The organism is Hungatella sp. L36, from assembly GCF_014288035.1.
This window is the reverse complement of record NZ_JACOPC010000001.1, coordinates 1192787-1216370: the sequence shown is the minus strand read 5'-3', so window position 1 is coordinate 1216370 and position 23584 is coordinate 1192787. Positions and strand designations below refer to the sequence as shown.

Genomic DNA, 23584 nt, shown 5'->3' with positions numbered 1-23584 from the left:
AATATCGAGTCTTTTTTAAAGAAAATGCAGAAAGCCAATTTAAGTGTTGTTATGACATCTGCGAATATTATTTTGGTTTTTATTTACATTTATTAATAAGTCTTGACATATTTCTTATTATTACCTATAATCACCTTATAATGATTATTAAGAAATAATGAGGAGTAATTAGGAATGGACAAATATTATACGGTTGAGCAAGTAGCTGAGCTGCTTACGATGCACCCGAAAACAATTCAAAGATACATACGCGAAGGGAAACTGCGGGCCAGTAAGGTCGGGAAGAGCTGGCGTGTGTCAGGACATGATTTAAGTGTATTTACGGAAAATATTGGTTTGACAGGGCAGGCTACACTTGAAAGTGCGCAAGATAGAATCAATATTTCCTGTGTGGTTGACATTTTGACAGATAGGACCGACGAGGGAATAGGGATCGTAAACCTGCTGACAGCGGCCATGAACTGCAAGCCCGAAAAATATGGGAAGTCTACTATGCATACGCAGTATTTGGAACACGAAAGCAAAGTTCGCGTTGCTCTGTGGGGACAACTTCCATTTATGCAGGAAATGTTGGATCTCATTGCCGTCGTAACGGGAAGTTCTGATGAAAAAACAGGGGGAGAAATATTATGAAAAAAGCATTTATAACGGAAGAAGGAAAGACTGCTGTTACAGCATACTACGAAAGGATCCTGGAAAGTCTATCTGTGTCTTATGAGCAGCTCCTTTTACCTACGCAATATGGCGATACATTTGCCTTGATTTCTGGAAAAGCACACGGACAGACCGTCATACTGCTGCATGGAAGCAGTATGAACTCGGCCATGTGGATAGATGATATTCAGACGCTTTCACATTATTATCGTGTAATTGCGCTTGATATCCCAGGAGAACCGGGGAAAAGTGATGAACGCCAGCTTTCGTTCGAAAGCGATGATTATGCTTATTGGCTTTCTGAAGTATTTTCCCTTTTGAAAATCGGCAAGGCTTTTCTGGTCGGAAATTCTTTAGGTGGCTGGATCGCTCTGAAATTTTCCATTCTTTATCCGGAGTGTGTAGAAAAAGCTGTGCTTTTGGCACCCGCAGGGATTGGCTCACAGAATCCGGAATTTGCAGTTAGAGCGATGCAGCTGCTCCCCAAAGGTGATACCGGTGTCACAGAATTATTTACTGAAATCAATGGCGGTACTGCTATACCGAAAGACCAATTGGAATACCAAAAGTTAATTACGTCCGTATTCAATGCCAGACAGGAAATCATTCCCCTGTTTACTGACGAAGACCTAAAAAAGTTATCAATGCCATGTATGATCCTGCTCGGTGAAAAAGATATCATGATTCAGTCACAGGAAACAAAAGAACGCGCCGTTCGTTTCATAAGCCACTGCACGGTCAGACAATATCCGGAAAAGGGGCACTCTTTAGTCGGCATGGAACAGGAGATTCTACATTTTTTGCAAGACACGTGAGCAGCGATAAACAGATAAGAGATATTACGAAATTAAAATATTAGAAGGATAACAAAGACAAGCACCCCGGCAAGATGGCTGCTGCTGTGCCAGCGGAATCGTGCACTGTCGGCCAACGAAGTCTCCCTCACAGCCAGCTGGATTTCCAGAGGCTTCGGGAGACTTCCGGCCGGTCCATTTTCAGAATGTTCGCTCAAACTGCACCATCCAAATCCTTTGCAGCATTTACCACCGTCACCTGAAGATTTTCATTAAACAGGTTTCTCCAGTCACACTTCCCCCATATGCAGCTTTCTATCCTCCAATTTACAATACATCGACATCCCGCTCGCCAGTATCAGCAGGCTGATGGCCACTGTACGAATCGGACTGAAAAATGAGAGCGCCCGATTGATAATGGAGAAGCTTGCCAGTCCGATACTCCCCAGATATGCCCCGACCAGACGTGAGACCAGTCCGTTTCCAATTATGGAGAACCAGCCGAGGGCACCTCCAAACAGAATAACTACAAGCACCTCACTCGCAATGGAATTCCCGCCTTTCTTCAACTGCCCTGCCAAAATGACCGTCAAAATTCCATGGATCACCAGATACACGGCGCTGCCAGCCAAAAGATACGGCACAGGGAACACGGTCCCCTCAAAATCCGGCGCCATGGACAACGCCATAATCTGCCTCTGGCCCATAGCCACGATCCCCTCTAACAGAAAATGTCCCACATGAATTCCCAAAGAGATCCACATCAGCTTAATAATACTCTCACGTTTCATCTATCTTCCTCCAATCGCCAAATACTCTCAGTTCCCCGTAACCCTGTCAGACATTTCTCATTTTTTTCCGTTCGTTTCAATGATCTCCCCCATTTTCAAATACTCTTGTAAACCCGTTATTTTTAAACTCATATACCAGATAGCTGTGATAACCGATTCCCATAGTCGAAATCAGCAGTTCCTTCATCCCATCGCCGTTTAAGTCGAAAAAGCCTTCGATTTTCAAATGATCCGCGGCAGCCGTTGGCTCGGTAATCGGAATTATAAATGATCTAACTTCCCCCTCCATCACCTTCCGCATATAAAGGATACCTTCCGAATTCCCGATCATATCTGCATCATGGTATGCTTGGACAAATACTTCGTCCTGTCCGTCCCCATCCAAATCAATTTTAGTAACATCCGTTAATCGGAATTCTTCTTTCACACCGATCCCCGCCAGATACTCCTTCAGTACCTGACGATATCTTTCATTTTCAGGAGTAATTTTACTGCCGCTCAAAATCTCCATATCTTCTTCTCCTGAAAATGACACGATACTGTGATACTCATCGCTCGTATACTCGAAATCTGGAAAATGCACCTCCGCGCCGGAATATAATTCCGCACTGTGTTCCATCTCCTTCTGCCCTGATGCGGTCCCCTGATAAAGGCCGTCTATGTACATTTTATAATCATTCGTTTCCGCCATCATGGGATAAAGTTCCGGCCATTCGATCCATCTTCCATCGCAATATCCGCCAAGAAGAAGGTTGTTGACTGCCAGGATACGATATTCGGAGAATTGGGGATCTTTGTATTCAGGAACTGCTTCCGCATTTCCCATGAACCAATCGGAGGTCCGAATCGGTACTGCACAGGAAAATATCGACAGCAGGGTAAGAAACAGCACTATTTTTCCCATATATGATCACCTCCGGAAAAAGAACTCAGCGGCATCCGGTAAATCCAACGGATTTTTTTCTGAATACGGCGAAGGGTAAATGTCTGCCTGCTCATAGAAAGCTTTCGGGTCAGTGGTTACCAGATAAACGGGCTTATGCAGTTCAAGTTCCGACAGCACATACAGCGGAACTGTGAGTCCCTCCAGGATCTTCCCCTCCTCTGTCATCAAATCCACACAGGCGCTGATTCTGAAATCTTCTTTTCCAACGCAGGCTGTTCTCCTGCAATACAGGGATCTTTTCTGAAATTCCTGATGGCTCTGAACCAGGGAACAAAGATAGTAACCGTACCCGCCCAGGAAAAGTACACTCCAGATGACCGTCCCGGCGATATAACTGCCTGGATCGACCGATCCCTGTGTCTCCTGAACCTCCGTGTCTCCGTTCATATTTTTCTGATTTAACAATGCGGTCATAAATATATTTTCGTATCTTCGGTTCCTATACTGCTCTTCCGCCGTCAGATAGAGGGACAGAATAAGGCATGCCCCGAAGCCATACAAAAATAGTCCCAATACGATCCTGTACGCCAGTTTTTTGTGAAAATACCGTTTTTCGTATTTTCTGAAAACCACGGTTTCCTTAGCAGCTGCTGCATCCCATCTTTTTCTCCGCTCCATCCATTCCTCCATCCATCTCCAACAGGCAGACGCTTCTTTAAAGTGCTATTCTTCATATAGGAGCCGCTGTTCCCGGTACACCGCACCTGAATAAATGTAAGTTCCCTTCTTATTCCTTACTGCAATTATATGCTATTTCCAGTTATTTTTAAATACAGAGTTCCATATTTGTGGTATATGGCATAAGAATTTATTGTCGGCACTCCAACGCCTCTGTCCTTCATTCATGAGGCAATTTAAGGGGAAGTATTTCCTCTATCTTCAACTGCAAAAACAAAGAGTCCGGCAAACCGGACTTGCGCGCCGGAGCGCGGTCGCTTCAGCGGCCATATTTCCATAGCGCGTAGTATGCATCCCCCGGGGATATTTCATAAGATGAACTTTCCTGTGAAATTGTGAAATAAAAAAGACCAGGAGAAAACGCTCACCCAATCTTTTTCAAACACCTTCCTTTTTCCGGTTACCGATGCAAAAACCTAAATCCCATTCGACCGAATTACCTTCTGATACCAGTAAAAGCTGTCTTTTTTTATTCTTCTCATATCTTTCAAATCACTTTCATCCCTGTCTACATACACAAACCCATACCGCTTTCCATATCCCTGATGTGTACTGACTAAGTCCAGAAAAGACCACGGGCAGTAACCAATCAAGTCCACGCCATCAGTTATAGCCATCTGTGCCTGTTCAAAATGGCGCTTCAAATAATCGATCCGATATGGATCATGTACGCTGCCATCCTCGCTCAGCAAATCCCGGGCTCCCAGCCCATTCTCGGTGATTAAGAGCGGCAGATGGTATCTGTCATAGATGCGCCGGAGTGTGACACGCAGGCCGATGGAATCTACAATCCAGCCATATTCCGTTTTCTCCAGATACCGGTTCTGGCCCGCACGGTAGACGCCTTCCTCACCGATCATGACCTGCTGGTCGCCGCCACGCGGCTGGCAGTCCGTTCCATCATTCCGGCTTGCGCTCACGGTGGCTGTGGCATAGTAATTGACGCCGAGATAATCCGGCTTTGCCTTTTCAAGGAGCTCCATATCCCCCGGTTCCATCACTGGTGCATATCCCTTTTCCTCCAGATAAGACCACGCCAGGGAGTTGTATCTTCCATAAACCGCCATATCCAGATAAAGCCAGCAGCGGATACTTTCCCAGTCATCGGCAGCAATCACATCCGCCGGGGCACACGTCTCCGGATATATGGCCGTGATATTTGGCGCCGGGCCAATTTTGCCATCTTTACACAACTGGTGACAGAGTATGACTGCCTTTGCCCCGGCTAAGAACATGTGATGGCACTGTTGATACAGTTCCTTTTTCGAGGGAATCGTTCCGGGGTTCATGGCGTTTGGATGGTTGATCATCACATTCTGCTCATTTATGGTCAGCCAGTATTTCACCCGGTCACCGAAGTTCTCAAACAATACTCTCGCATACCGTTCAAACGCATCGACCGTGTTCCGGCTGCTCCAACCGCCTTTCTCATGCAGTTTAAGCGGCAGATCAAAATGATACATCGTTACAATCGGGACAATCCTGTTGGAAATCAATTCATCAATCAGATCATTATAGAATGCAATGCCTGCCGTATTGACCTCACCGTCTCCATCCGGAATAATCCTTGTCCATGCGATGGAGAACCGGTATGCCTTCAGCCCCATCTCCGCCATCAGCTTAACATCTTCCGTCCGGTGGTGGTAATGGTCACTTGCCACTTTGAAATCGGTGATCCCTTCCGGGGTCTCATAGATATCCTGTACGGACAGGCCTTTACCATCTTCATCATAAGCCCCTTCGACCTGATATGCGGACGTAGAAGCTCCCCACAAAAAGTCATCCGGAAATTTTTTCAAGGTTTTATAAAACATCATTCAGCCCCCCTTCTTATTTCATCAAAGTCATCAAATGACCGCTGCCGTCTGTGGATTTATGACTCTCTGCTTCTATCTTTTTATAGTTAAAACTGTTGGTCACGATTACCATGGTCTGCGTCTTATATCCCGCGGCTTTTATGGCATCGAGATCGAACTTAATCAGCACATCGCCTGCCTTCACATGGCTTTCCTGCGCCGTAAATGCCTCAAAGTATCTGCCTTCCAGCTGAACGGTGTCAATTCCTATATGTACCATAATCTCCGCACCACTGTCGGAAACGAGGCCGATTGCATGATTTGTTGGAAAAAGGGCTGCTACTGTTGCGTCAAACGGTGCTCTCACCACCCCCTCCTCCGGTTCAATTACTACGCCCTGCCCCAATGCGCCGGAGGCAAATGCTTCGTCCTCAGCTTCTTCTAACGGCATTACCCAGCCTTTTACCGGAGATCCAAACTGAAATACCCGCGTATCTGTTGCTGTATCTTCTGCTGTTGTATTTGCTTCTATATTTTCCGCTGCATTTTCTTCTGTTTTTCCTATCACATCTCTGTCTGAACATTCTTCCTTCTCGAACTTGAAGCTCAACAGTAAGGTTATCACAGCGGTACTTACGACTGAGATGAGAATGGCAATGATGATATTTACGAAAAACTTGGTCGTATCGTCCCCCAGATACAGCAGGACCGCCGGTAATCCGGAGGAGCCGGTGGCAAATCGGTGGGTGTGGGTCAGCCCTGCATAAAGTCCGCCCAGACCTCCGCCGATCATGGCTGCCGCCAATGGATATTTTTTCGGCAGGGAGACACCGTAAAGAGCCGGTTCTGTAATTCCCATATAAGCGGTAATTGCACCGGATACCGCAATCTGCTTTGTCTTTTTATTCTTTGTCCTCAGGGCGACAACGGTTGTCGCAGTGGCCTGCGCCATATTGGAGCACACACAGCCCGGCCCGAAAATGCTGTCGTATCCGAGGTTAGCCATCTGCATAACGCCCAGCGGCGCTACACCGTTATGAAGACCGAACATTACCATCACCGGGAGTGCAGAGCCTACTAAAACTGCCGGCGCCCATGCAGCCGATTCGCTCAAAAAGGTAAAAAACTGTCCCAGATAATTGCCAAAAACTGCACCAATAGGGCCTAATACAGAGAATGCCAGAGTCCCCATAATGAGGAAGGTAAGCATTGGTACGAAGACCAGCTCCACGGCCTTTGGAATCCACTTCTTCAGCCTTTTTTCTACAAAAGACTGTACAAAGATAATGAGAATGATCGGAATAACTGAGGAACCGTAATTTGCCAGAGTAAATGGGATTACGTTAAAAAAATTCACCGCTTCCTTTGCCGCCACCAGCGCTGTCCAGTTCGGGTGAAGCATCATAGCTGCAACGCCGGCCGCCAGGATCGGATTGCATTTGAGCTTTTGAGCACAGGTAAAAGCCAGGATCATGGGCAGAAAATAAAAGACGCCGTCTGCAAATAAATTCAACAGGTAATACGTCTGGGAACTGCTGGATATCACCTTCATAACTACGAGCAGCGCCAACAGGGCTTTTACCATACCGGCGCCGGATAATGCCGGTATCACCGGCTGAAAGACTCCGGCCACAAAATCTATGATCTTTGTAAAAGCATTCTGTTTCTCCCCGGCTGCTTCTGCCTCCTCTTTATCCTTGCGGACGTCCGCCAGTTTTTCGATCTCCTCAAACACATCCGCAACATGGGTTCCAATGACTACCTGATATACCCCTGCGTTTCGGATCACCTTTGCGACTCCATCGGTTTCCTCCAACCTCCTGTCATCCGCCTTCTCTTCATCTGCCAGTTTAAACCGCAGACGCGTCTGACAGTGGTAGACGTCATTGATATTTTCTTTTCCGCCTACGTTCTTTACGATTTCCGCTGCTAACTTCTCATACTTTCTGCTCATATGAAATACTCCCCTCTCATTGTGAATGGACCTTTTACCTGTGCTGCACGCATCCGGAAAAGCGCTTCCGCTCTTCTTAAGCACAGTAAACCACAAATCATTTTGCCAATCAAGCAAACAGCAAATACCAAAACTAAGTTTTATATATTGCGGCTTTTGTTATGTTTTCATGAAACTTTCTGAAACAGGAAACATTTTTTGTGCAGAAATAAAAGAAGCCGTGACGAACGAAGTCAAATATAATCGTATCGCACAGCCCCTTTCACAGGCCTTACCTGTCCTGCATTTCTTTCATCATCGTAACTCGTTCCTGTTCCAATAACCGGGAATTTTTTATCTTAAACTCAAGATTTTGCTTGTACTGAGAGGCAAAGCAGCAGGAAAACAGGACGTTTAAAATATAATTTAAAGATTCCTCCGTCGCGTAATTTGCGATTTTACTATAAAGGCGCTCCCTGGATGACATGGTAATAATGCAGTCCAGATTTTTCCGCATATAATTATCGCCCCCGCTTGTAATTCCGATGATTGGCACATGATTTTTCTTGAGAAGCCCGATTCGGTTTACCGGATTCTGCGTGACACTGTTTCCGGAATAAGAGATAATGAGCGCCAGATCCTGCGGGCCCAGCGTTGCCGCCTCGATTCCCGCCTCTCCGCTCTTCGCAACAGCTGCACGCTTTCCGATTGTGAGAAGCTTCCGCTTAAACAGTTCTCCGAGGTATGTATTGGGACTGCTGCTGAAGATCACGATATTTTCTGCTCCGGCCAGATAATCCGCGGCCTTTTTCAGCACCTCTTTATCCAGCAGATCTGCCGTCTCACGAATACTCTCCATCTGCAATTTTTTGATATTTTCAGCGATCGTATCGATACCATCCTCTTTCTGAAACGGTATATTAAAATCAACTGTATTTTTATACTTTTTCTGGTAATTCACCTCGGCAATGTAATCCTTCATAAATTCTTTCCAGCCATCATACCCCATTGCCTTTGCAAACCGGACAACCGTCGCTTTCGATGTAAATGTCTTTTCTGCAATCTCAGTCACAGTATACTGATACAGCTTATCCTGCTCCTGCAGAATAAACTCCCCCACCGCATGACGGGCATCGGTGTATCTCATCATGGTTTCTTCTATTTTTTGAAATAAGAACATAGGCGCTTCCCCCGTATTTTGCTTATATAACTTTAAAACATTTCCATTTACCAGCCTTAAAACGCACATAGAAGATGATCGCCCGCAGGAGCCAGTCCAGGCACATGGCACAGGCAATACCTATGACTCCCATCTGGAATACAATTCCGAACAGCAGGGAAAAAATAAGCCTTCCTCCAATTGTAGAGGCAATCGAAACCACCATGGTAAACTTCACATCACCGGCCGCGCGGAGGCCGTTGCCCAGCGGCCCCGAAAACGGAAATACAATCGAGTTAAAAACATTATGGATCAATACCAGCAGAATCACCAGCCGTTTCGTTTCATCTGCCAGAATATAGGCTTTCATAAGCAATGGCGTCACGGCAAAAATCATGGCATTCCATATCAGGGAAAGCAGAAGCGTGATTTTCAGCAGCTTTTTAAAATAGTACTCCGCCTGGCTGCTGTCGCCTGCCCCCATACACTGGCCGATTACGGTTATAAACACAGGGCCCATTGTCACTCCGGCGAGGGCAGCCATGGACCAGATACTCTGCGCAATTCCATTCGCCGCTATCTGATACGTTCCAAACAGCGCGGCAACACTGCTGAGGGCGACCTTCACAAACTGAAAAATGCCGTTTTCTATCCCGTTTGGAACGGCGATGCCTAAGATCCGCCTCATTAAGTCCCGGTTCCACTGTAGGATCCATCCCAACCGATACTGCACACGTTCCCTTTTACGGAAACAGAGACCAGTGATTACCACCGCAGAAAACATTCGTGCGGCCAGGGAAGGATAAGCCACACCTGCCACGCCTGCATTTAATACAAATACACCGATAACATTGCCGATGACATTGATGATATTGGATAGCACCGAAATATACATGGTGGTACTGGTTTTTCCAACGCTCCTGTAAACCGCCGCTCCAGCATTGTAAACCGCAATGGCCGGATAAGAATAAGCGGAGATCCGTAAATAGGTCACGCAGGCCTCCATCACCTCCGGCTCCACTTTTCCAAACATCAGCCTCAGGATCTGCCTGTGCAGCATTAATATGACTACAGCCGCAGCAGCGGAGAACAGCAGGGATACGGTAAAAAGCTGGCTGGCCGATTCCCCCGCCGGTTCCGTATCGTGTCTGCCGATGTACTGGCTGATAATCACAGCGCCTCCGGAAGCCAGCGCCGTGAAAAGGTAAATGAAGATGGTATTAAAAGAATTTACCAGTGAAACGCCGGATACCGCCGCCTCCTCCGCATAACTGACTACAAAGGTATCTGCAATTCCCACCAGCATGACGAGAAGCTGCTCCATGAACAGGGGCAGGATCAATTTTTTCAATTCTTTATTTGAAAATAAGTGTCCTGCCATCAAATTTTCTGGTCTCCTGCAAAATCTACTGGTTCACACCACTCATTGCCCACATTTTCCCCCGGGACTTCCACGGCCAGATGTGAGAACCAGCTGTCCGGCGCCGCACCATGCCAGTGTTTTACGCCTGTTGGAATGTTGACCACATCGCCCGGTAACAGTTCCCGTACCTCCCCGCCCCATTCCTGGTAATATCCACGCCCCGCGACACAGATAAGTATCTGCCCGCCGCCCTTATCGGCACGGTGGATATGCCAGTTATTGCGGCAGCCCGGCTCGAAGGTTACGTTGAAAATACCCACCTGGTCTGCGGAAACAGGTGCTAAGTAGCTCTGGCCGGTGAAATATTCTGCAAAGCTGTCATTCGGCTCCCCAATTGGAAATATCATGCTGTCCGCGTACTCTTCTTTGGCGCTGGCGGTCACCTCACCAGCCGTCCAGACCTCCTTCGCCATGCGGAATGCCGCCCACGCCTTGGGCCAGCCTGCATAAAACGCCGCATGTGTCAAAATCTCGGCGATCTCTGTTTTCGTGATTCCATTTTTCTTCGCGGTCTCTAAATGATATTTAAATGAGGAATCGGTAAGTCCCTGTGCCATTAACGCTGTCACGGTAACCAGTGAACGGTCTCTAAGGGAAAGTTTATCCTCCCTGGACCAGACCTCCCCAAAAAGAACATCGTCATTTAATTCTGCAAATTTCGGTGCAAACGTACCAAGTGCCTCCCTGCCTGCTGTCTGTTTTACTGCCATTTTTTTGTTCCCTCCTTGAATTATTCGTGGTCATTTACTGCCATTTTAGCCGCCTTCTGCCATTTCAGCTACCTTCTGTCATTTCAGCTGCCTTCTGTCATTTCAGCTACCTTCTGTCATTTCAGCTGCCTTCTGTCATTTCAGCCACCTGCGTATCTCCGGTTCCGCAGATCCGGCGCTTCCGCCTCGGATCGCCAGACCTTTTTTCAGCTTTGCGCCGGGACAAAGGCGGCGGATATCCGCCTCACTGCTGCCCATACCGCTGCCTTCGTGGGTGCAAAACGGACAAATCGTTTTACCGGTGAAGTCAAAATGCTCCAGAAATGTGAATACTGCCATCGGCATCGTGCTCCAGTAATTTGGAAAGCCCAGATAAATTGTATCGTACTTCTCAAATTCTTCCGGATAATGCTTTAACTCTGGCCTGGCGTCCCGCCTCTGGTCCACCTGCGCCTCCGCGATGCATTCGTTGTAATCCCTGGAATATTCCTGTACTGGCTCCAGTTTAAAGAGATCTGCTCCTGTCAACCTTTGAATAATGCCTGCAGCAATCTCCGTATTGCCAACTTCCAGGTTTTTGAGCATCCCGTTCACATAGTTTTGATGCTTTCTTGAAAAATAAGCAATGAGTTCTGCCATATTACCTGCCTCCTTTTTAATTTCTGACTTAATTATAAAACAGTATTTCTTGACACGGAATCTCCAATATGTTACTTTGGTCTTAACTTATAGTTTATACTCTGTTTAATCCAGGAGGCTGACCATGTTTAATCCCCAGCTGACCGTCTTTGTATGTGTTGCCGACTGCGGCAGCTTTACAAAAGCGGCAGAAGCTCTATTCCTCTCACCGACCGCTGTAATGAAACAGATCAATGCACTGGAAAAGCATCTGAATCTGAAGCTTCTACTGCGCAGTGCGCACGGCGTTCATCTGACTCCCGCCGGAGAAGTCATCTACAGAGATGCGCGTTTTCTGTTCGATTATTCCAGGCGTTCCATCGAGCAGGCAAGGCAGGCCATGGATGATGCCGACCGCATGTTCTGTGTGGGAACTTCCCTTTTAAATCCGGCTAAACCGTTTATGGATCTTTGGTACAGGGTCAATCGGGCCTTCCCCAATTACAAACTTCACCTGGTTCCTTTTGAAGACAATCACGAAGGCATCCTCTCCGAGATTGCACAGCTTGGTAAAAAATTCGATTTTCTGGTTGGAGTCTGCGACTCGAGACTCTGGATGGAAAAATGCAGTTTTCTCCAGCTTGGCCGCTACAAAAAGATGTGTGCCGTGTCCAGAGAGCATCCCCTGGCCTGCAAACAGAATCTGGATATCTCTGACCTTTACGGAGAGACGCTTATGATGGTTGCCGAGGGCGATTCCGGCACCAATGACTTTATCCGGAATGACTTAAATCGGAATCACCCGGAAATTCAAATCGAAGATACTCCGCATTTTTACGATATCTCGGTCTTTAACCGCTGCGCCGAAACGGAAAATGTGCTGCTCTCACTGGAATGCTGGCAGGACGTGCATCCGGGACTTGTCACCATACCGGTAAACTGGGAATACAGCATTCCTTATGGGCTTCTGTATCCCTTGAATCCGGAGGACGATATCAGGCGGTTTGTCGATGCGGTGAAAGAATTGATTTGACAAATCGCGTATTCTGTTTAAGAAATAAAGAGTCCGGCAAGCTGGACTCTCGCGTAAGAGCACTTTCTTAATACACAATAAAATAGCTCCAGCCGCGTAACGATGGCTGGAGCTGTTAATTATTTAAATTGTTTGCCTTACTTTTTCCGGTGTTATTTCCAAAACACGCGTAAGGAAAGAATACTTTTCTTTCATCATATCATAATCAGCGCCTTCCGTGAGGAATTTGGCTGTACCGTCTACGACAAATCCTGTTCCCAACCCCATTTTCCCCTGGACCTCGTGGCTGCCTAAGGTGACGATCACTTTGTTCTGCACATCAACATTTTTTTGTGTTTTGTTAAACCAGGCAGCTGGGATCAGTATTCTATTGTCTGCGGTAAGAAATAGATAACTGTTCCAGGTATTGGCAACATGAGCCTTCTCATTTGCCCAGGATGTTACTGAAACAACGCCCTCATGATTCAGCACTTCTATAAATGATTCATTAAACATATAGTCCTCCAATTAAGTATATTATAGATAATTGTTATCTGTAATAGAGACTATATCACACTGTTTTTAAAAAGTCAATTGATGCCCGCAAAATAATATGCTATAATAGATAAACATTATCTGTAAAGGAGTGATTCTATGCAATTAAGTCAAGGGGTCGAGTACGCTTTCCACTCGCTTTTTTATATGGTTGATATGCCGGTTGGTTCTACGATCGGAATCAAAGAGCTTGCTGAACTCAACAAATTATCCGAAACATATCTCTCGAAAATCTTTACAAAATTACGAAAAGCGGGAATTGTCCGTTCCATCCAGGGGGCAAAGGGCGGGTATGAGCTTGCCAAACGAGCACAGAATATTTCATTTTGGGATATCGTCGAAGCGATAGAAGGGCCGTCTTATATGTTCCAGTGCGCGGAAATCAGACAAAATAATATTTTGGCAGATGAAAATGATGCCTGTAACTGCAGCAAACCATGCCTGATTAAAGTTGTTATGCAGGAAGCAGAGGATCAGATGCGGAATTACCTTTCCAGTAAAAACCTGGCCTGGCTAAAGGAGGAAGTTTATAAAGATTTTACGGATACAAAGAAACAGTCCATAGAGGAGTGGCTGAGCAAATCCATTAAATAGATTTGCTCAGCCATCTTTTCAATGGCCATTATAAGAGCCTGATGCTTTGAATTGTCTCAAATCTGTTATGTCAGTGACCGGTCAGTTTTAATAACAGCCACAGGAAGGTTGGAAAGATAAATGCCCCCCTGTAACCAACAACGAAATCTTCCCGTGCAATGTGAATTCCTAACTGCCTGAACTTTTAAACGGCTCTCCCCCTCCGGGGATTGAACCAGGATACTTCATAATCACAGCAGATAATTATTTTCCCGATTCGCAACCTGCAATTCAACCAATTTATATGTTGCATATCCACCGGTAACCAATGGCTCCCTGCTGCAAATATCTTCTGCCTCCTCACGACTGTCTGTTTTCAGAATATACATACCTGCCATCCCCGGATAACCTTTAAACACGCCGCAAATTTCCAGCTTTCCCTCATCGTCCAGCCTTCTTATGTTCTCAACATGCTCTGTGACTGCTTTCTTTGTCAGCTTATTATAAGTCCTGCTCTTCTCGATCATCATCACGTACATTAATTTTTCCATTCTACACGCTCCTTCATCTATTCCAATTTTCCAATTTGGTATAAGAACCAAAAACTCATAAAACTACGTTTCACTTGTACTGCCGATTTCAAGCAGGTTTCCCTCCGGGTCGGCAACATAAAAGTTGCGGATTCCGAAGGAAAAAGTCATGGGGCCTCCCGTTGGGAATCTTAAATCCATCTTCGATAACCGCTCATATTCCGCATCTACATCGGCAAAACAGGGGAGCCAGAGGGCAATTTCAAAGGTCTGATTTATTCCCCTGGGCGGAACGTAGCTTTCACCAATTGCCTGCACGAATGCCTTCCTGCTATACATAAATAAGGACAGTTCACCGCCTGCCGTCTTAAACTCTGCAAAATCCCCACCATCCCATTCCGTATGAAAGCCCAAAGTATCTCTGTAGAATCGAACCATACACTCCATATCGCCAGCTAATAGGCACGCGCCTATTCTTACTTCTTTTCCGACCATATTATATTCTCCTTTGTTGTCATATCATTCATTTAGCCAATTCCGATGCTCCCAGGCAATTGTATTTTCCAGTTCAACCAATCCAAATCTATCAAAATAATATGGATTCTGTTCTGTCTGTATCCGTTTCCAGGTTTGAATATTTTTCACGCAATTTTTCAACGAATTCCTGCGCCTTGGAAATATCACTCTTCAGCATTTCATATTCTGGCTGTGTGATACCGACAAGCTGAATAAAGTCTGTTCTTCCATAAACAGTATCTATACCATGTGCTTCCGTATCTGATACAGTAAGAAGTGCCGTGATTGCAGTATCGGAGCCCCCCTTAATCGGTTCTCCTTTATTTCCAATAAGCTGATAGGGTTCGAAATAGCGTTCAGATGTATAGGTATAGCGTGCAAGATTCGACAGCACATCTATGGCCCACATGCAGTCGTCCGTATTTACAGCTGAAAGCTTCATCGTCATCTCGTAGCCCCATTTACTCCAGTCGCCGCCAAAGCTATCCTTTTCAGCATAAAGCTGCGTCATACCGTAAGTAACAATATGCTTGTACCCATTTGGCGATGAATAAACAGAATAGCCATCAATATATTGGTCTCCGCCGAATATTGCACGTTTTAACATGTTTGTTCCGAAATGTTCAGGAGTCTGATTCGGATACAGCTCATCAAACACCTCATCTATGGCCTCCCAGCCAGGCGCCCAATCTTCCTCTTCCTCCAGCTTTTTAATAAATTCTTCGTAGGACATCATATCATTATTTTCCTCCGCAGCTTCCGTTTTTCCTTTGAAGCCTTTTTTCTTTTCTTTCCTTTTTTGCTGTTTTATCGCAGACGGTCAGTGATTTTCTGGTTCATGCTCTGTACTCCTTTTCAACTATTGTTTAACCATTTTTCTTTCAGCGTTTGTCTCAGATGATCGTTTCTCCTGCGCATAAAGTCTGTGTATTTCATTATATCATTTCTTCTGCTTATATTCTATTTTTATCTTTCTTAAAATGAGTTTCTCCGACAGGAAACAGCAGCAGCCCTATAAAAAAGTTGATACCTGAAGCAAAAAAGACCAAGCGTCATGGTTCCGCCTGATCTTATTCTAACATTTTTACATTCATATACTTTTTACATTCAAACACGTTCACATTAAGAAGGCACATAATTCAGAATCCAAATGCATTTCCCGTACTCACTCATTACGAATCCGTTCACCGCTGCCTAATCTCAAATTCCGCCGCGAGGTAATATGTAGTATAATCCCCTGTTCCCCGGAAATCGTTCACGGTCTTTATGATCCGGTAATTCCCCGGCTCCATGGAGCCATGAAATATCTCCCAATTGACCGTTATCTCCGCCGGACTCCCCTTTCGGGCCTCATATCCAACCGCGTTAAATGTCCAGTTGTCAATTATATAGGGAACGCTTTGCCACTGTCCATTCACGAAATGCTGTAATTCATAATTTTCGCCAAACATGATATCCAAATCCGTCTCATTCAAAATACAGAGCTTAACCGATCCAGAATCGGCACTGCCTTCCACCGCTTTCATTGTCACTCCATCCAGCGTATTGAGTCCATCCTCAGCCTTTTCAAAAAGACCAAAGCCACTGTTATATTTAACATAAATACGATCTGGCTCATCCCTGTTCCCATAGACTTCCTGGCCTGGATCCAGCCTGGAGGCATGAAAATCCTCTGATGGATATTCTGTATTGTCTACGGCAGCAATGGTGCCGGCCTTTTCAAATCCGTCTCCCAGCGGCAGATCAAATCCATCTGCTGTATAGAGATAAAGCGTTCCATTGTAACAGACACTTGCACGCTGTATTTCGCCGGACGGGTAGCCCGTCGGCGCTGTCTGTTCCGCTTCCGCTTTCTGGTTCGTCTGTGAAACGACTCCCCCCTTGCTGCTATAGACCATAAGCAGGACAGCTGCCCCAGCAGTCCAGATCCAGATCCATCTCCATCTCCATCTCCTGCTTCCCATACCATTGCACTCCTCGTTCTTGAAATATTTGGTATATTAAGTATACTATATTCGGACAGAATGAGGTATTACGTTTCTCTTGCGAATGTTTAAAATTTCGATGATGTATCCTCTTAAACGGTAATTGACTGCGTTTTGCGGGTAAACTTCATTGGCATTCGGGAAATCACCGAATCATCTCACGAGGCAGAATCCCAAATTTTTTATGAAATGACTCCGAAAAATGACTTACATTTGTATACCCCACGGCAAAGGCCGACTCACTCACATTATGACCCCCCTGCTCTAATAGTGCAAATGCTTTTTCCAGCCGCTGTTCCCGGACAAATTCATAGACGGTGTTCCCGAAGTACTGTTTAAAAGAGCGTTTCAGCTTGCAGTCGTTCATGCAAATCATACGGGACAATTCCAGCAGAGAAGGCGGGGATTCCAGACGGCTTAACAGAATCTCGCGTGCATAGGTTAAACTCTCAATATCGGTTCTGGTGAGCTGGCTTATGGAATCCCCTCCGTTGTCCCTGCAGAGCAGTCTGTCAATATTGATGGACAACAGTTCCAGGATATAACTTTCCATCAAGAGCTTATTGATCTTATTTGTTTCATTAATAAAACACAGATCCAGTTTGTTCATGATACTCTCTTCCCTCGCATCGCATTTAAAGCCATAAGAGGAGTAAGAATCCTTCTGAAAGGAACGAAACCCTATACTGCTTTTACCGCAGACAGCTTCACAAAAGCCATCAAACGAGCATGGGCTAACCCAAATAGAATACAGATGTACCTCTTGGCCGCTGTGATATTCTGAATATGCACTCGTTTCACCCAGAAACCCCAGCGTTGCATATCCAGGCCTCAGTTCCACAGCTTTGCGCCCTACTTCTCCGCAAATAGGGGCTATGCGGGTATAACTCAGCTCAAACGCAGGAGATGTGGTACCGGATTTCCTCTTTACCAGATCGGAAAATGTACCGGAAGAAACCACGATATGTACATCTGGCCGTATCGCAATGATTTCTTTCGGAAATATATTGGATGCCTCAAACTTTAATGGTAAATATGACATTTTCACCCATCCTTTATCATGTCCCGCCCGGGACAAGGAAAATACGCTAAAAAACAGAAAACAGATTATGAACCGACTATTATTATAGTTAGTTTTCCCTAACCAGTCAATAGGAACAACCCATCTATGATGGTTAATTTTAATCAGTAATGCAAAAAGCCGCTGACACAGGCAATTCCGTCAAGGGGCAGGAAACCTCCGTTTCAGGGCAGAAAGAAAGTCTGCTTTTTCGTATACTTGCCGAAGTTAGTCTTTTCTAACCATTCAAAGTATAATTCATTTCAGGAGGTTCCAAGTGAAAAAGAAAATTACAATTCCAATTATTATCATGATGGCTGCAGCACTGACCGCGTGCTCGTACTCAGCAAATCCATCACAGACATCCGGGCAGGCGGCAGCTTCCATTGCGGATACAAAACCAGAAGCGCAGCATGGTGATACCGTTACGGTTGAAGATATGAAAGGCACGGTTGAAATCCCGGCTCATCCACAACGTATAGCAGACGTTTCGGGTCTGGCTGATGAACTGATTATTTTGGATATGCCATTTATTGCTTCGGCTAATACCAGTATGTTTGACGGCATAACAGTGCCCGATTATCTTCAGGAATATTTCACTCAAAACAATGTTGAAACCGTAGGCAACTATTCCGGAGCATCCGCTTCCGGTGATTTAAATCTGGAAAAAATCGCCGAGCTGAAGCCAGATCTTATTATTATGAATATTCGCCATGACAAGGTATATGAACAGCTCAAAGCGATCGCCCCTACGGTCATGATCACCGACGACATCAGCTACGTCAACTGGAGGGGACGTTTTCAGCAGCTTGGCCAGTGGTTTGGCAAAGAGGATGTTGTAACGCAGTGGCTTTCTGACTATGATGCAAAGGCAGCGGAGCTTTCAGCGAAGGTAAAGGAGGTGGTTGGAAACGAGACTTTTGCTGTTCTGGAAGCGAATTCGGTACATTTTGGTTCCTATTACGTTTACAGGACCGGAGGCCCGGGTGAGCTGATCTACGATGAGCTGAAGCTGGCTCCCTCATCCGGTGTTCCGGAGGATGTGTGGGGAGAGGTCGTTGATGCGGAATACTTCTCGAAAATCGATGCAGATCATATTTTCTTTTTCAGTGATGACGGAGAGGTTGGAGATACCGGCAAAAGCCCTGTCTGGCAGAACTTGAAGGCGGTAAAAAACGGAAACGTATATTACGGTAAGAATGAGGCGCAGTATAATATGGCGTACACCGCGAATGGCAAGCTGCTGTATATAGAGAAACTGGCAAATGCCATTATAAACCAAAGCAATGTCGAGTAAGCCACAAGCTACGGCCTCTTCTCCCCGCATGCCCCTGCAATGGCTTCGCACACAAGCGGGCTTTGCACTTTCCATGGTTCTGATGGTGTGTATCCTGCTGTTTTCTCTCCTGTTCTCGGTCAGCATCGGAGTGGCAGGCGGAAATATACATGTATTGGCGGATGCGATTTTTCGCCCGGCACACTTAACTGATCTCGGAAGAATTATGCTCGTGATGCGTATGCCCAGAGCACTGGCCGCATGCTTTACCGGGGCGGCCTTCGCCCTTTCCGGCGGTGTCATGCAGGGCGTAACGAGAAATCCTTTAGCGGATTCCGGACTTTTAGGGATCAATGCGGGGGCTGGATTTTTCGTTGCTCTGACCGCGGTCCTTTTTCCCTCTTTACCAAGCATCGGTATGATGCTTTCGGCTTTTATGGGGGCGGCTCTGGCCGTGCTGCTGGTCTACGGGCTGGGAACCGGCAAACACAAAACAGGGGCTGTCCAGCTTATACTGGCCGGTTCTGCGGTTTCCGCCCTGCTAACGGCATTGAGCCAAGGGGTCTCTCTCACCTTCGGACTTTCCAAATCGCTGTCTTTTTGGACAGCCGGAAGCCTGTCCGGGATTACATGGCAGAGCCTTGTCCTGACCATTCCATGGATTTTGGGCGCAGGTTTTGTCAGTCTGCTCCTCTCAGGGCGATTATCGATCCTGGCTCTGGGGGAGGAAAGCGCGGCGGGGCTTGGCATAAACATACGGGCGGTTCGACTCCTCAGCACGATCGTGGTACTTATTCTGGCTGGTGCGAGCGTATCCCTGGTTGGCGGAATTTCATTTCTGGGACTAATCGTCCCTCACATTGTACGCTTCCTCACCGGTGAGGATTATCGAAGGCTTTTGCCAGGCTCTGCACTTTTGGGGGCGATTCTGCTTGTCCTTGCGGATGCTGCAGCCCGTACTGTCCACGCTCCTTTTGATACGCCGGTCGGCGCCCTGGTATCCGCCATCGGCGTTCCGGTCTTTCTGGCGCTGACATATCGGAAGAAAGGAGCGATTCTATGAAAAAGGAACACAGGCAGAAGGCTGTACCATGGGTTCTCCTGATCGCAATGATCGCGGCTGTTTTACTATCCGTCAACTGCGGATATTCGAGGATTCCCTATTCTGATGTCATAGCAAGCCTGCTGAATCCGGGAGATCCCAATGCATCTGTAATTCTCTTGCAGATTCGTCTTCCACGCATTGTTCTGGCCGTCCTGTGCGGAATGGGACTGGCCCTGTCCGGCTGTGTCCTGCAGGCGGTGACAGAAAACCCGCTGGCTGATCCAGGAATATTGGGGATCAACGCTGGAGCAGGCTTTACCGTTATGCTGTTTTTGACACTATTTCCAGCTTTGCACACCAGCACAATGATCTTTCAGCCCCTCTTCGCCATGGCGGGAGGTCTGCTGGCGGCGGTGCTGCTGTACGTCTTTTCAAAAAGGAACGGTAAGGTCAGGCCGGCTTACCTCTTGCTCGGCGGTATTGGCCTTTCAGCCGGATTCTCATCTGTTATGCTGATTATGGCGGCTGACATGGAAAACAGCAGCTATCAGCTGGTGGCCAGATGGCTGGCTGGTAATATCTGGGGAACCAGCTGGTATCAGGTAAAAGCGCTGCTTCCTTATCTGCTGCTTCTGATTCCTCTGCTTTTCACAAAAACGGGGGTTTTAGACTTATTGCTTTTGGGAGAAGATGTCTCCCTTGCGCTGGGGGTTCAGGTGGAAAGGGAACGAAAAATCTTGCTGGCTGTGGCTGTGGCGCTGGCCGCCAGCTGTATTTCCGTCAGCGGCGGTATTGGCTTTATCGGACTGGTCGCCCCACATATAGCCAGAAAATTTGTAGGCGGACGGCATCCTTTGCTTCTTCCCGCATCCATGCTGTTTGGCGGGCTGCTGCTTCTGCTTGCGGATACCATAGGGCGTTCCCTTTTTGGCCCCATAGAAATACCGGTCGGAATCGTAATTTCCGTCCTGGCTGCGCCCTATTTTCTCATTCTGCTTCGCAGGCAGATATAAGGAGGTGAATCAATCATGAAATCCTGTATTACAACAGACAAATTGTCCGCCGGTTACAGCGGTGTCACAGTGTTCCGGGATATCGATCTGGAGATACCCGCCGGCAAAATAACGACGCTGATCGGCTCCAATGGCTCCGGCAAATCGACGATTTTAAAAACCATGTCCCGTCTGATTACGCCGTTGTCTGGTACGGCCTGTTTGGATGGGCAGTCCATTCACAGCATGCCGACTAAGCTGGTGGCCCAGAAACTGGCGCTCCTTCCGCAGGGTGCGCAGACACCTTCGGGGATCACAGTAAACGACTTAGCTGAATATGGACGTTTCCCTTACAGAAATAAATTATCGGGACTTACGCAGAAGGATCGGGAAATCGTCCGATGGGCTTTATCCAGTACAGGCATGACAGAGCTTGCTGACCGGGAAATGGATCAGCTGTCCGGCGGGCAGCGTCAGCGCGGATGGATCGCGATGGCACTGGCGCAAAAAACAGACATATTATTTTTAGACGAACCAACTACATATCTGGATATTTCACATCAATTAGAGATACTGCAGCTCCTGCAAAGATTGAATTCGGAACAGAACGTTACTGTGGTTATGGTCCTGCATGACTTGAATCATGCCATCATGTTTTCCGATTACCTGGTGGCCGTCAAGGATGGAAAAAAGCACTGCGCAGGTCCGCCAGAGAGTGTAATCACACCGGAGACGCTTCGCGAAGTCTTTCAGGTGGAGGCGGCAGTCGTTCGCCATCCCGTTCTGGATGTTCCTGTATGCCTGCCTTACAGCGTTCGGGGGCAAAGCTTTCAAAAGCAGAACCAGCGGCAAAATGGAAATTGATGAATTAATCGGGTAATACAGACAGATTTCCCTGTCAGTCCTATTGTTTCCTATAAAATTACGAACGGAGGATGCAGAATAAAAACTGCATCCTCCGTTTCGCCTGATTATCTACAAATCAACAGCAGATCTGGAAAGCCACAGAGAACTCCTGTGTCTCCGCTTAGTCAGGAACAGAAGTGTGACTACGGCCAATATACCGGTCTGAAGTAGGAAGGCCGCGCCAAGACTGCCTGTAAAGCCCATTACCAGGAAGCCCGCAGCGGCTACGGCTGCTGAAAAAATGGCATAGGGCAGTTGGGATACCACATGGTCAATATGAACACATTGAGCACCCGTACTGGACAGTATGGTCGTATCTGATATAGGAGAACAATGATCTCCGAAAACAGCTCCCGAAAGCACAGCCCCCAGGCAGCAGTAAAGCATTGTATCCCCCACCCCGAGGCTGGAAGCCATCTGCACACTGATGGGAAGCATGATTCCGAACACTCCCCAGGAAAAACCGGTCGCCAGCGCCATCACCGCTGAAAAAAGGAACAGTAAACACGGCAGCAGCTGGGAAGAAATCTGATACTCAATCAGAAGGCCAGATAAGTATGCTCCCGGCTCTAACATACCTATGATATCAATCAGCACCCAGGCAAACAGGAGGGCGGTGGTAGCTCCGGCAACCTTTTTTATACCGGAAAATGCAGTGGAAAACAGTTCCTTTCCATGAAAATGCCAGTATCTGTAAACTGCCCATCCAAGACCTGCGGCACATCCCGCACACAATGACAGATAAGTGGAGGCATGCTGAAGTATCTCAAAAATATTCCGGGAACCGGAGAAAATGCGCCCCGTTATATACATGGTCCCCACACTTACAACCACGAGTATACTGATAGGCATAACCAGATCGGAAGCATGCTTTTCGTGGGTGTCATCTAACGGCTTAACGTCTGACTGAATGGATGAAGCATCATTCATTCTGCCAAGATTGATATTCCATATGGCGCTGATCAATACGACAGCCAGCGAAAAAATCGCATAAAAATTATAAGGAATCGTCCCTATAAACTGGTTTAACGGTGCCGCTGTCCCCGGCAATATAACAGCAAACAATGCAATAATATAGGCTCCCCAGCTGGACAGCGGACAGATCGAACACACCGGCGCGCTGGTAGAGTCAATAATATACGCCAGTTTTTCCCTGGAGACCTTATAGCGGTCAGTCAGACTTCTGGAGACCTCCCCCACAGTCAGTGCATTAAAATAATCATCTATGAATATGATAATTCCCAGCACAACCGCTAAAAGTTGGGCCATAGCTGCATTTTTCACTCGCTTTTGAGCCCACCTCGCGAAACCGATGGTCCCGCCATTTTTGTCAATGTATGCCGTAAGCATACCAAGTCCCAGAATAAAGAGCACCAACAGTATATTATCTGTATTCCAGTTTCCAGCCGTATAGAAAATGCGTGATGCCGAACCCACCACAGCCTCAACCGTTTCCCCCGGCTGAAAGTTACACAGAATAAACGCGCCGGCAATAATACCGGCAGATATGGAAATGACCACCCTTCTGGTCGCAATAACCAGCAATATAACAATCAGGGGAGGAATCAGAGAAATCGCAGTTGCCTCCATAATGATCCGCCTTTCCTTTCAATGAATGTAATCCATCTTTCT

General features: G+C 46.7%; 24 protein-coding genes. 8 read left to right on the top strand and 16 right to left on the bottom strand.

Translation table 11 applies throughout. The features are described from left to right. Positions 1 to 174 precede the first annotated feature (174 nt). Together H8S80_RS05255 and H8S80_RS05250 are read left to right on the top strand one after the other, a co-directional pair. Entirely contained in the window at positions 175 to 633 is a 459-nt protein-coding gene (locus tag H8S80_RS05255; RefSeq protein ID WP_117630447.1) for a helix-turn-helix domain-containing protein, read from the top strand. Beyond that, positions 630 to 1469 (top strand): alpha/beta fold hydrolase, encoded by an 840-nt coding sequence (locus H8S80_RS05250; protein ID WP_117630446.1) that lies wholly within the window; start codon positions 630 to 632, stop codon positions 1467 to 1469. Before H8S80_RS05255 ends, H8S80_RS05250 begins: the two co-directional genes overlap by 4 nt. Before the next feature lie 269 nt (positions 1470 to 1738). Here the strand turns inward: H8S80_RS05250 and H8S80_RS05245 are convergent, their stop codons facing one another. The 9 genes from H8S80_RS05245 to H8S80_RS05205 form a co-directional block, all read right to left on the bottom strand. Beyond that, a complete protein-coding gene (locus tag H8S80_RS05245) occupies positions 1739 to 2239 on the bottom strand; it encodes a hypothetical protein (RefSeq protein WP_117630445.1) in 501 nt (166 codons plus the stop codon). 76 nt (positions 2240 to 2315) lie between these two features. Next, positions 2316 to 3143, bottom strand: a complete 828-nt coding sequence (locus H8S80_RS05240) for an FG-GAP repeat domain-containing protein (protein WP_117630444.1) — start codon at positions 3141 to 3143, stop codon at positions 2316 to 2318. Between the two features lie 6 nt (positions 3144 to 3149). Beyond that, entirely contained in the window at positions 3150 to 3803 is a 654-nt protein-coding gene (locus H8S80_RS05235) for a hypothetical protein (protein ID WP_147338525.1), read from the bottom strand. Between the two features lie 476 nt (positions 3804 to 4279). Next, positions 4280 to 5677, bottom strand: coding sequence for a glycoside hydrolase family 1 protein (locus tag H8S80_RS05230; protein ID WP_002599889.1), 1398 nt, complete (start codon positions 5675 to 5677; stop codon positions 4280 to 4282). 16 nt (positions 5678 to 5693) lie between these two features. Next, on the bottom strand, positions 5694 to 7613 hold the full coding sequence (locus tag H8S80_RS05225; protein WP_117630442.1) for a beta-glucoside-specific PTS transporter subunit IIABC: 1920 nt from the start codon (positions 7611 to 7613) through the stop codon (positions 5694 to 5696). 271 nt (positions 7614 to 7884) lie between these two features. Then, on the bottom strand, positions 7885 to 8772 hold the full coding sequence (locus tag H8S80_RS05220) for a MurR/RpiR family transcriptional regulator (protein WP_002599891.1): 888 nt from the start codon (positions 8770 to 8772) through the stop codon (positions 7885 to 7887). 22 nt (positions 8773 to 8794) lie between these two features. Then, complete coding sequence (locus H8S80_RS05215; RefSeq protein ID WP_117630441.1) at positions 8795 to 10132, bottom strand: MATE family efflux transporter; 1338 nt, start codon at positions 10130 to 10132, stop codon at positions 8795 to 8797. Next, positions 10132 to 10884 carry a carboxymuconolactone decarboxylase family protein gene (locus H8S80_RS05210; protein WP_117630440.1) on the bottom strand — a complete coding sequence of 251 codons (753 nt, stop codon included), beginning with the start codon at positions 10882 to 10884 and terminating at the stop codon, positions 10132 to 10134. The genes H8S80_RS05215 and H8S80_RS05210 overlap by 1 nt, the downstream gene beginning before the upstream one ends. 135 nt (positions 10885 to 11019) lie before the next feature. After that, positions 11020 to 11523 carry a flavodoxin gene (locus H8S80_RS05205; protein ID WP_002599894.1) on the bottom strand — a complete coding sequence of 168 codons (504 nt, stop codon included), beginning with the start codon at positions 11521 to 11523 and terminating at the stop codon, positions 11020 to 11022. A gap of 124 nt (positions 11524 to 11647) precedes the next feature. Here H8S80_RS05205 and H8S80_RS05200 point away from each other — a divergent pair, with 124 nt between their 5' ends. Next, a complete protein-coding gene (locus tag H8S80_RS05200) occupies positions 11648 to 12535 on the top strand; it encodes a LysR family transcriptional regulator (protein ID WP_002599895.1) in 888 nt (295 codons plus the stop codon). A gap of 123 nt (positions 12536 to 12658) precedes the next feature. Here the strand turns inward: H8S80_RS05200 and H8S80_RS05195 are convergent, their stop codons facing one another. Continuing rightward, on the bottom strand, positions 12659 to 13030 hold the full coding sequence (locus H8S80_RS05195; protein WP_117630439.1) for a pyridoxamine 5'-phosphate oxidase family protein: 372 nt from the start codon (positions 13028 to 13030) through the stop codon (positions 12659 to 12661). A gap of 138 nt (positions 13031 to 13168) precedes the next feature. Between H8S80_RS05195 and H8S80_RS05190 the strand changes: the two genes are divergently transcribed. Further along, positions 13169 to 13663, top strand: coding sequence for an RrF2 family transcriptional regulator (locus H8S80_RS05190; RefSeq protein WP_025531782.1), 495 nt, complete (start codon positions 13169 to 13171; stop codon positions 13661 to 13663). Between the two features lie 230 nt (positions 13664 to 13893). On the opposite strand, the gene H8S80_RS05185 is transcribed toward H8S80_RS05190, so the two are convergent. From H8S80_RS05185 to H8S80_RS34115, 5 genes are all read right to left on the bottom strand, one after another. After that, complete coding sequence (locus tag H8S80_RS05185) at positions 13894 to 14193, bottom strand: YciI family protein (protein WP_002599898.1); 300 nt, start codon at positions 14191 to 14193, stop codon at positions 13894 to 13896. Positions 14194 to 14256: 63 nt separating this feature from the next. Beyond that, entirely contained in the window at positions 14257 to 14667 is a 411-nt protein-coding gene (locus tag H8S80_RS05180) for a VOC family protein (RefSeq protein WP_117630438.1), read from the bottom strand. A gap of 91 nt (positions 14668 to 14758) precedes the next feature. Further along, positions 14759 to 15421, bottom strand: a complete 663-nt coding sequence (locus H8S80_RS05175) for a suppressor of fused domain protein (RefSeq protein WP_117630512.1) — start codon at positions 15419 to 15421, stop codon at positions 14759 to 14761. A 451-nt stretch (positions 15422 to 15872) separates the two neighbouring features. Beyond that, complete coding sequence (locus tag H8S80_RS05170) at positions 15873 to 16652, bottom strand: immunoglobulin-like domain-containing protein (RefSeq protein WP_117630437.1); 780 nt, start codon at positions 16650 to 16652, stop codon at positions 15873 to 15875. A 166-nt stretch (positions 16653 to 16818) separates the two neighbouring features. Next, positions 16819 to 17283 (bottom strand): helix-turn-helix domain-containing protein, encoded by a 465-nt coding sequence (locus tag H8S80_RS34115; RefSeq protein WP_243006281.1) that lies wholly within the window; start codon positions 17281 to 17283, stop codon positions 16819 to 16821. A 727-nt stretch (positions 17284 to 18010) separates the two neighbouring features. Here H8S80_RS34115 and H8S80_RS05160 point away from each other — a divergent pair. From H8S80_RS05160 to H8S80_RS05145, 4 genes are all read left to right on the top strand, one after another. Then, a complete protein-coding gene (locus H8S80_RS05160) occupies positions 18011 to 19030 on the top strand; it encodes an ABC transporter substrate-binding protein (protein WP_117630435.1) in 1020 nt (339 codons plus the stop codon). Between the two features lie 73 nt (positions 19031 to 19103). Continuing rightward, positions 19104 to 20072: a FecCD family ABC transporter permease gene (locus tag H8S80_RS05155; RefSeq protein WP_243006282.1), complete on the top strand. Its 969-nt coding sequence runs from the start codon at positions 19104 to 19106 to the stop codon at positions 20070 to 20072. Continuing rightward, the gene (locus H8S80_RS05150) at positions 20069 to 21067 is read left to right on the top strand and encodes a FecCD family ABC transporter permease (protein ID WP_117630433.1); all 999 of its coding nucleotides are present in this window, start codon (positions 20069 to 20071) and stop codon (positions 21065 to 21067) included. The genes H8S80_RS05155 and H8S80_RS05150 overlap by 4 nt, the downstream gene beginning before the upstream one ends. A gap of 15 nt (positions 21068 to 21082) precedes the next feature. Further along, positions 21083 to 21910: an ABC transporter ATP-binding protein gene (locus tag H8S80_RS05145; RefSeq protein WP_117630432.1), complete on the top strand. Its 828-nt coding sequence runs from the start codon at positions 21083 to 21085 to the stop codon at positions 21908 to 21910. Positions 21911 to 22021: 111 nt separating this feature from the next. Here H8S80_RS05145 and H8S80_RS05140 read toward each other — a convergent pair whose 3' ends face one another. Beyond that, positions 22022 to 23542, bottom strand: a complete 1521-nt coding sequence (locus H8S80_RS05140; RefSeq protein ID WP_002599907.1) for a Na+/H+ antiporter NhaC family protein — start codon at positions 23540 to 23542, stop codon at positions 22022 to 22024. Positions 23543 to 23584: the final 42 nt, after the last annotated feature.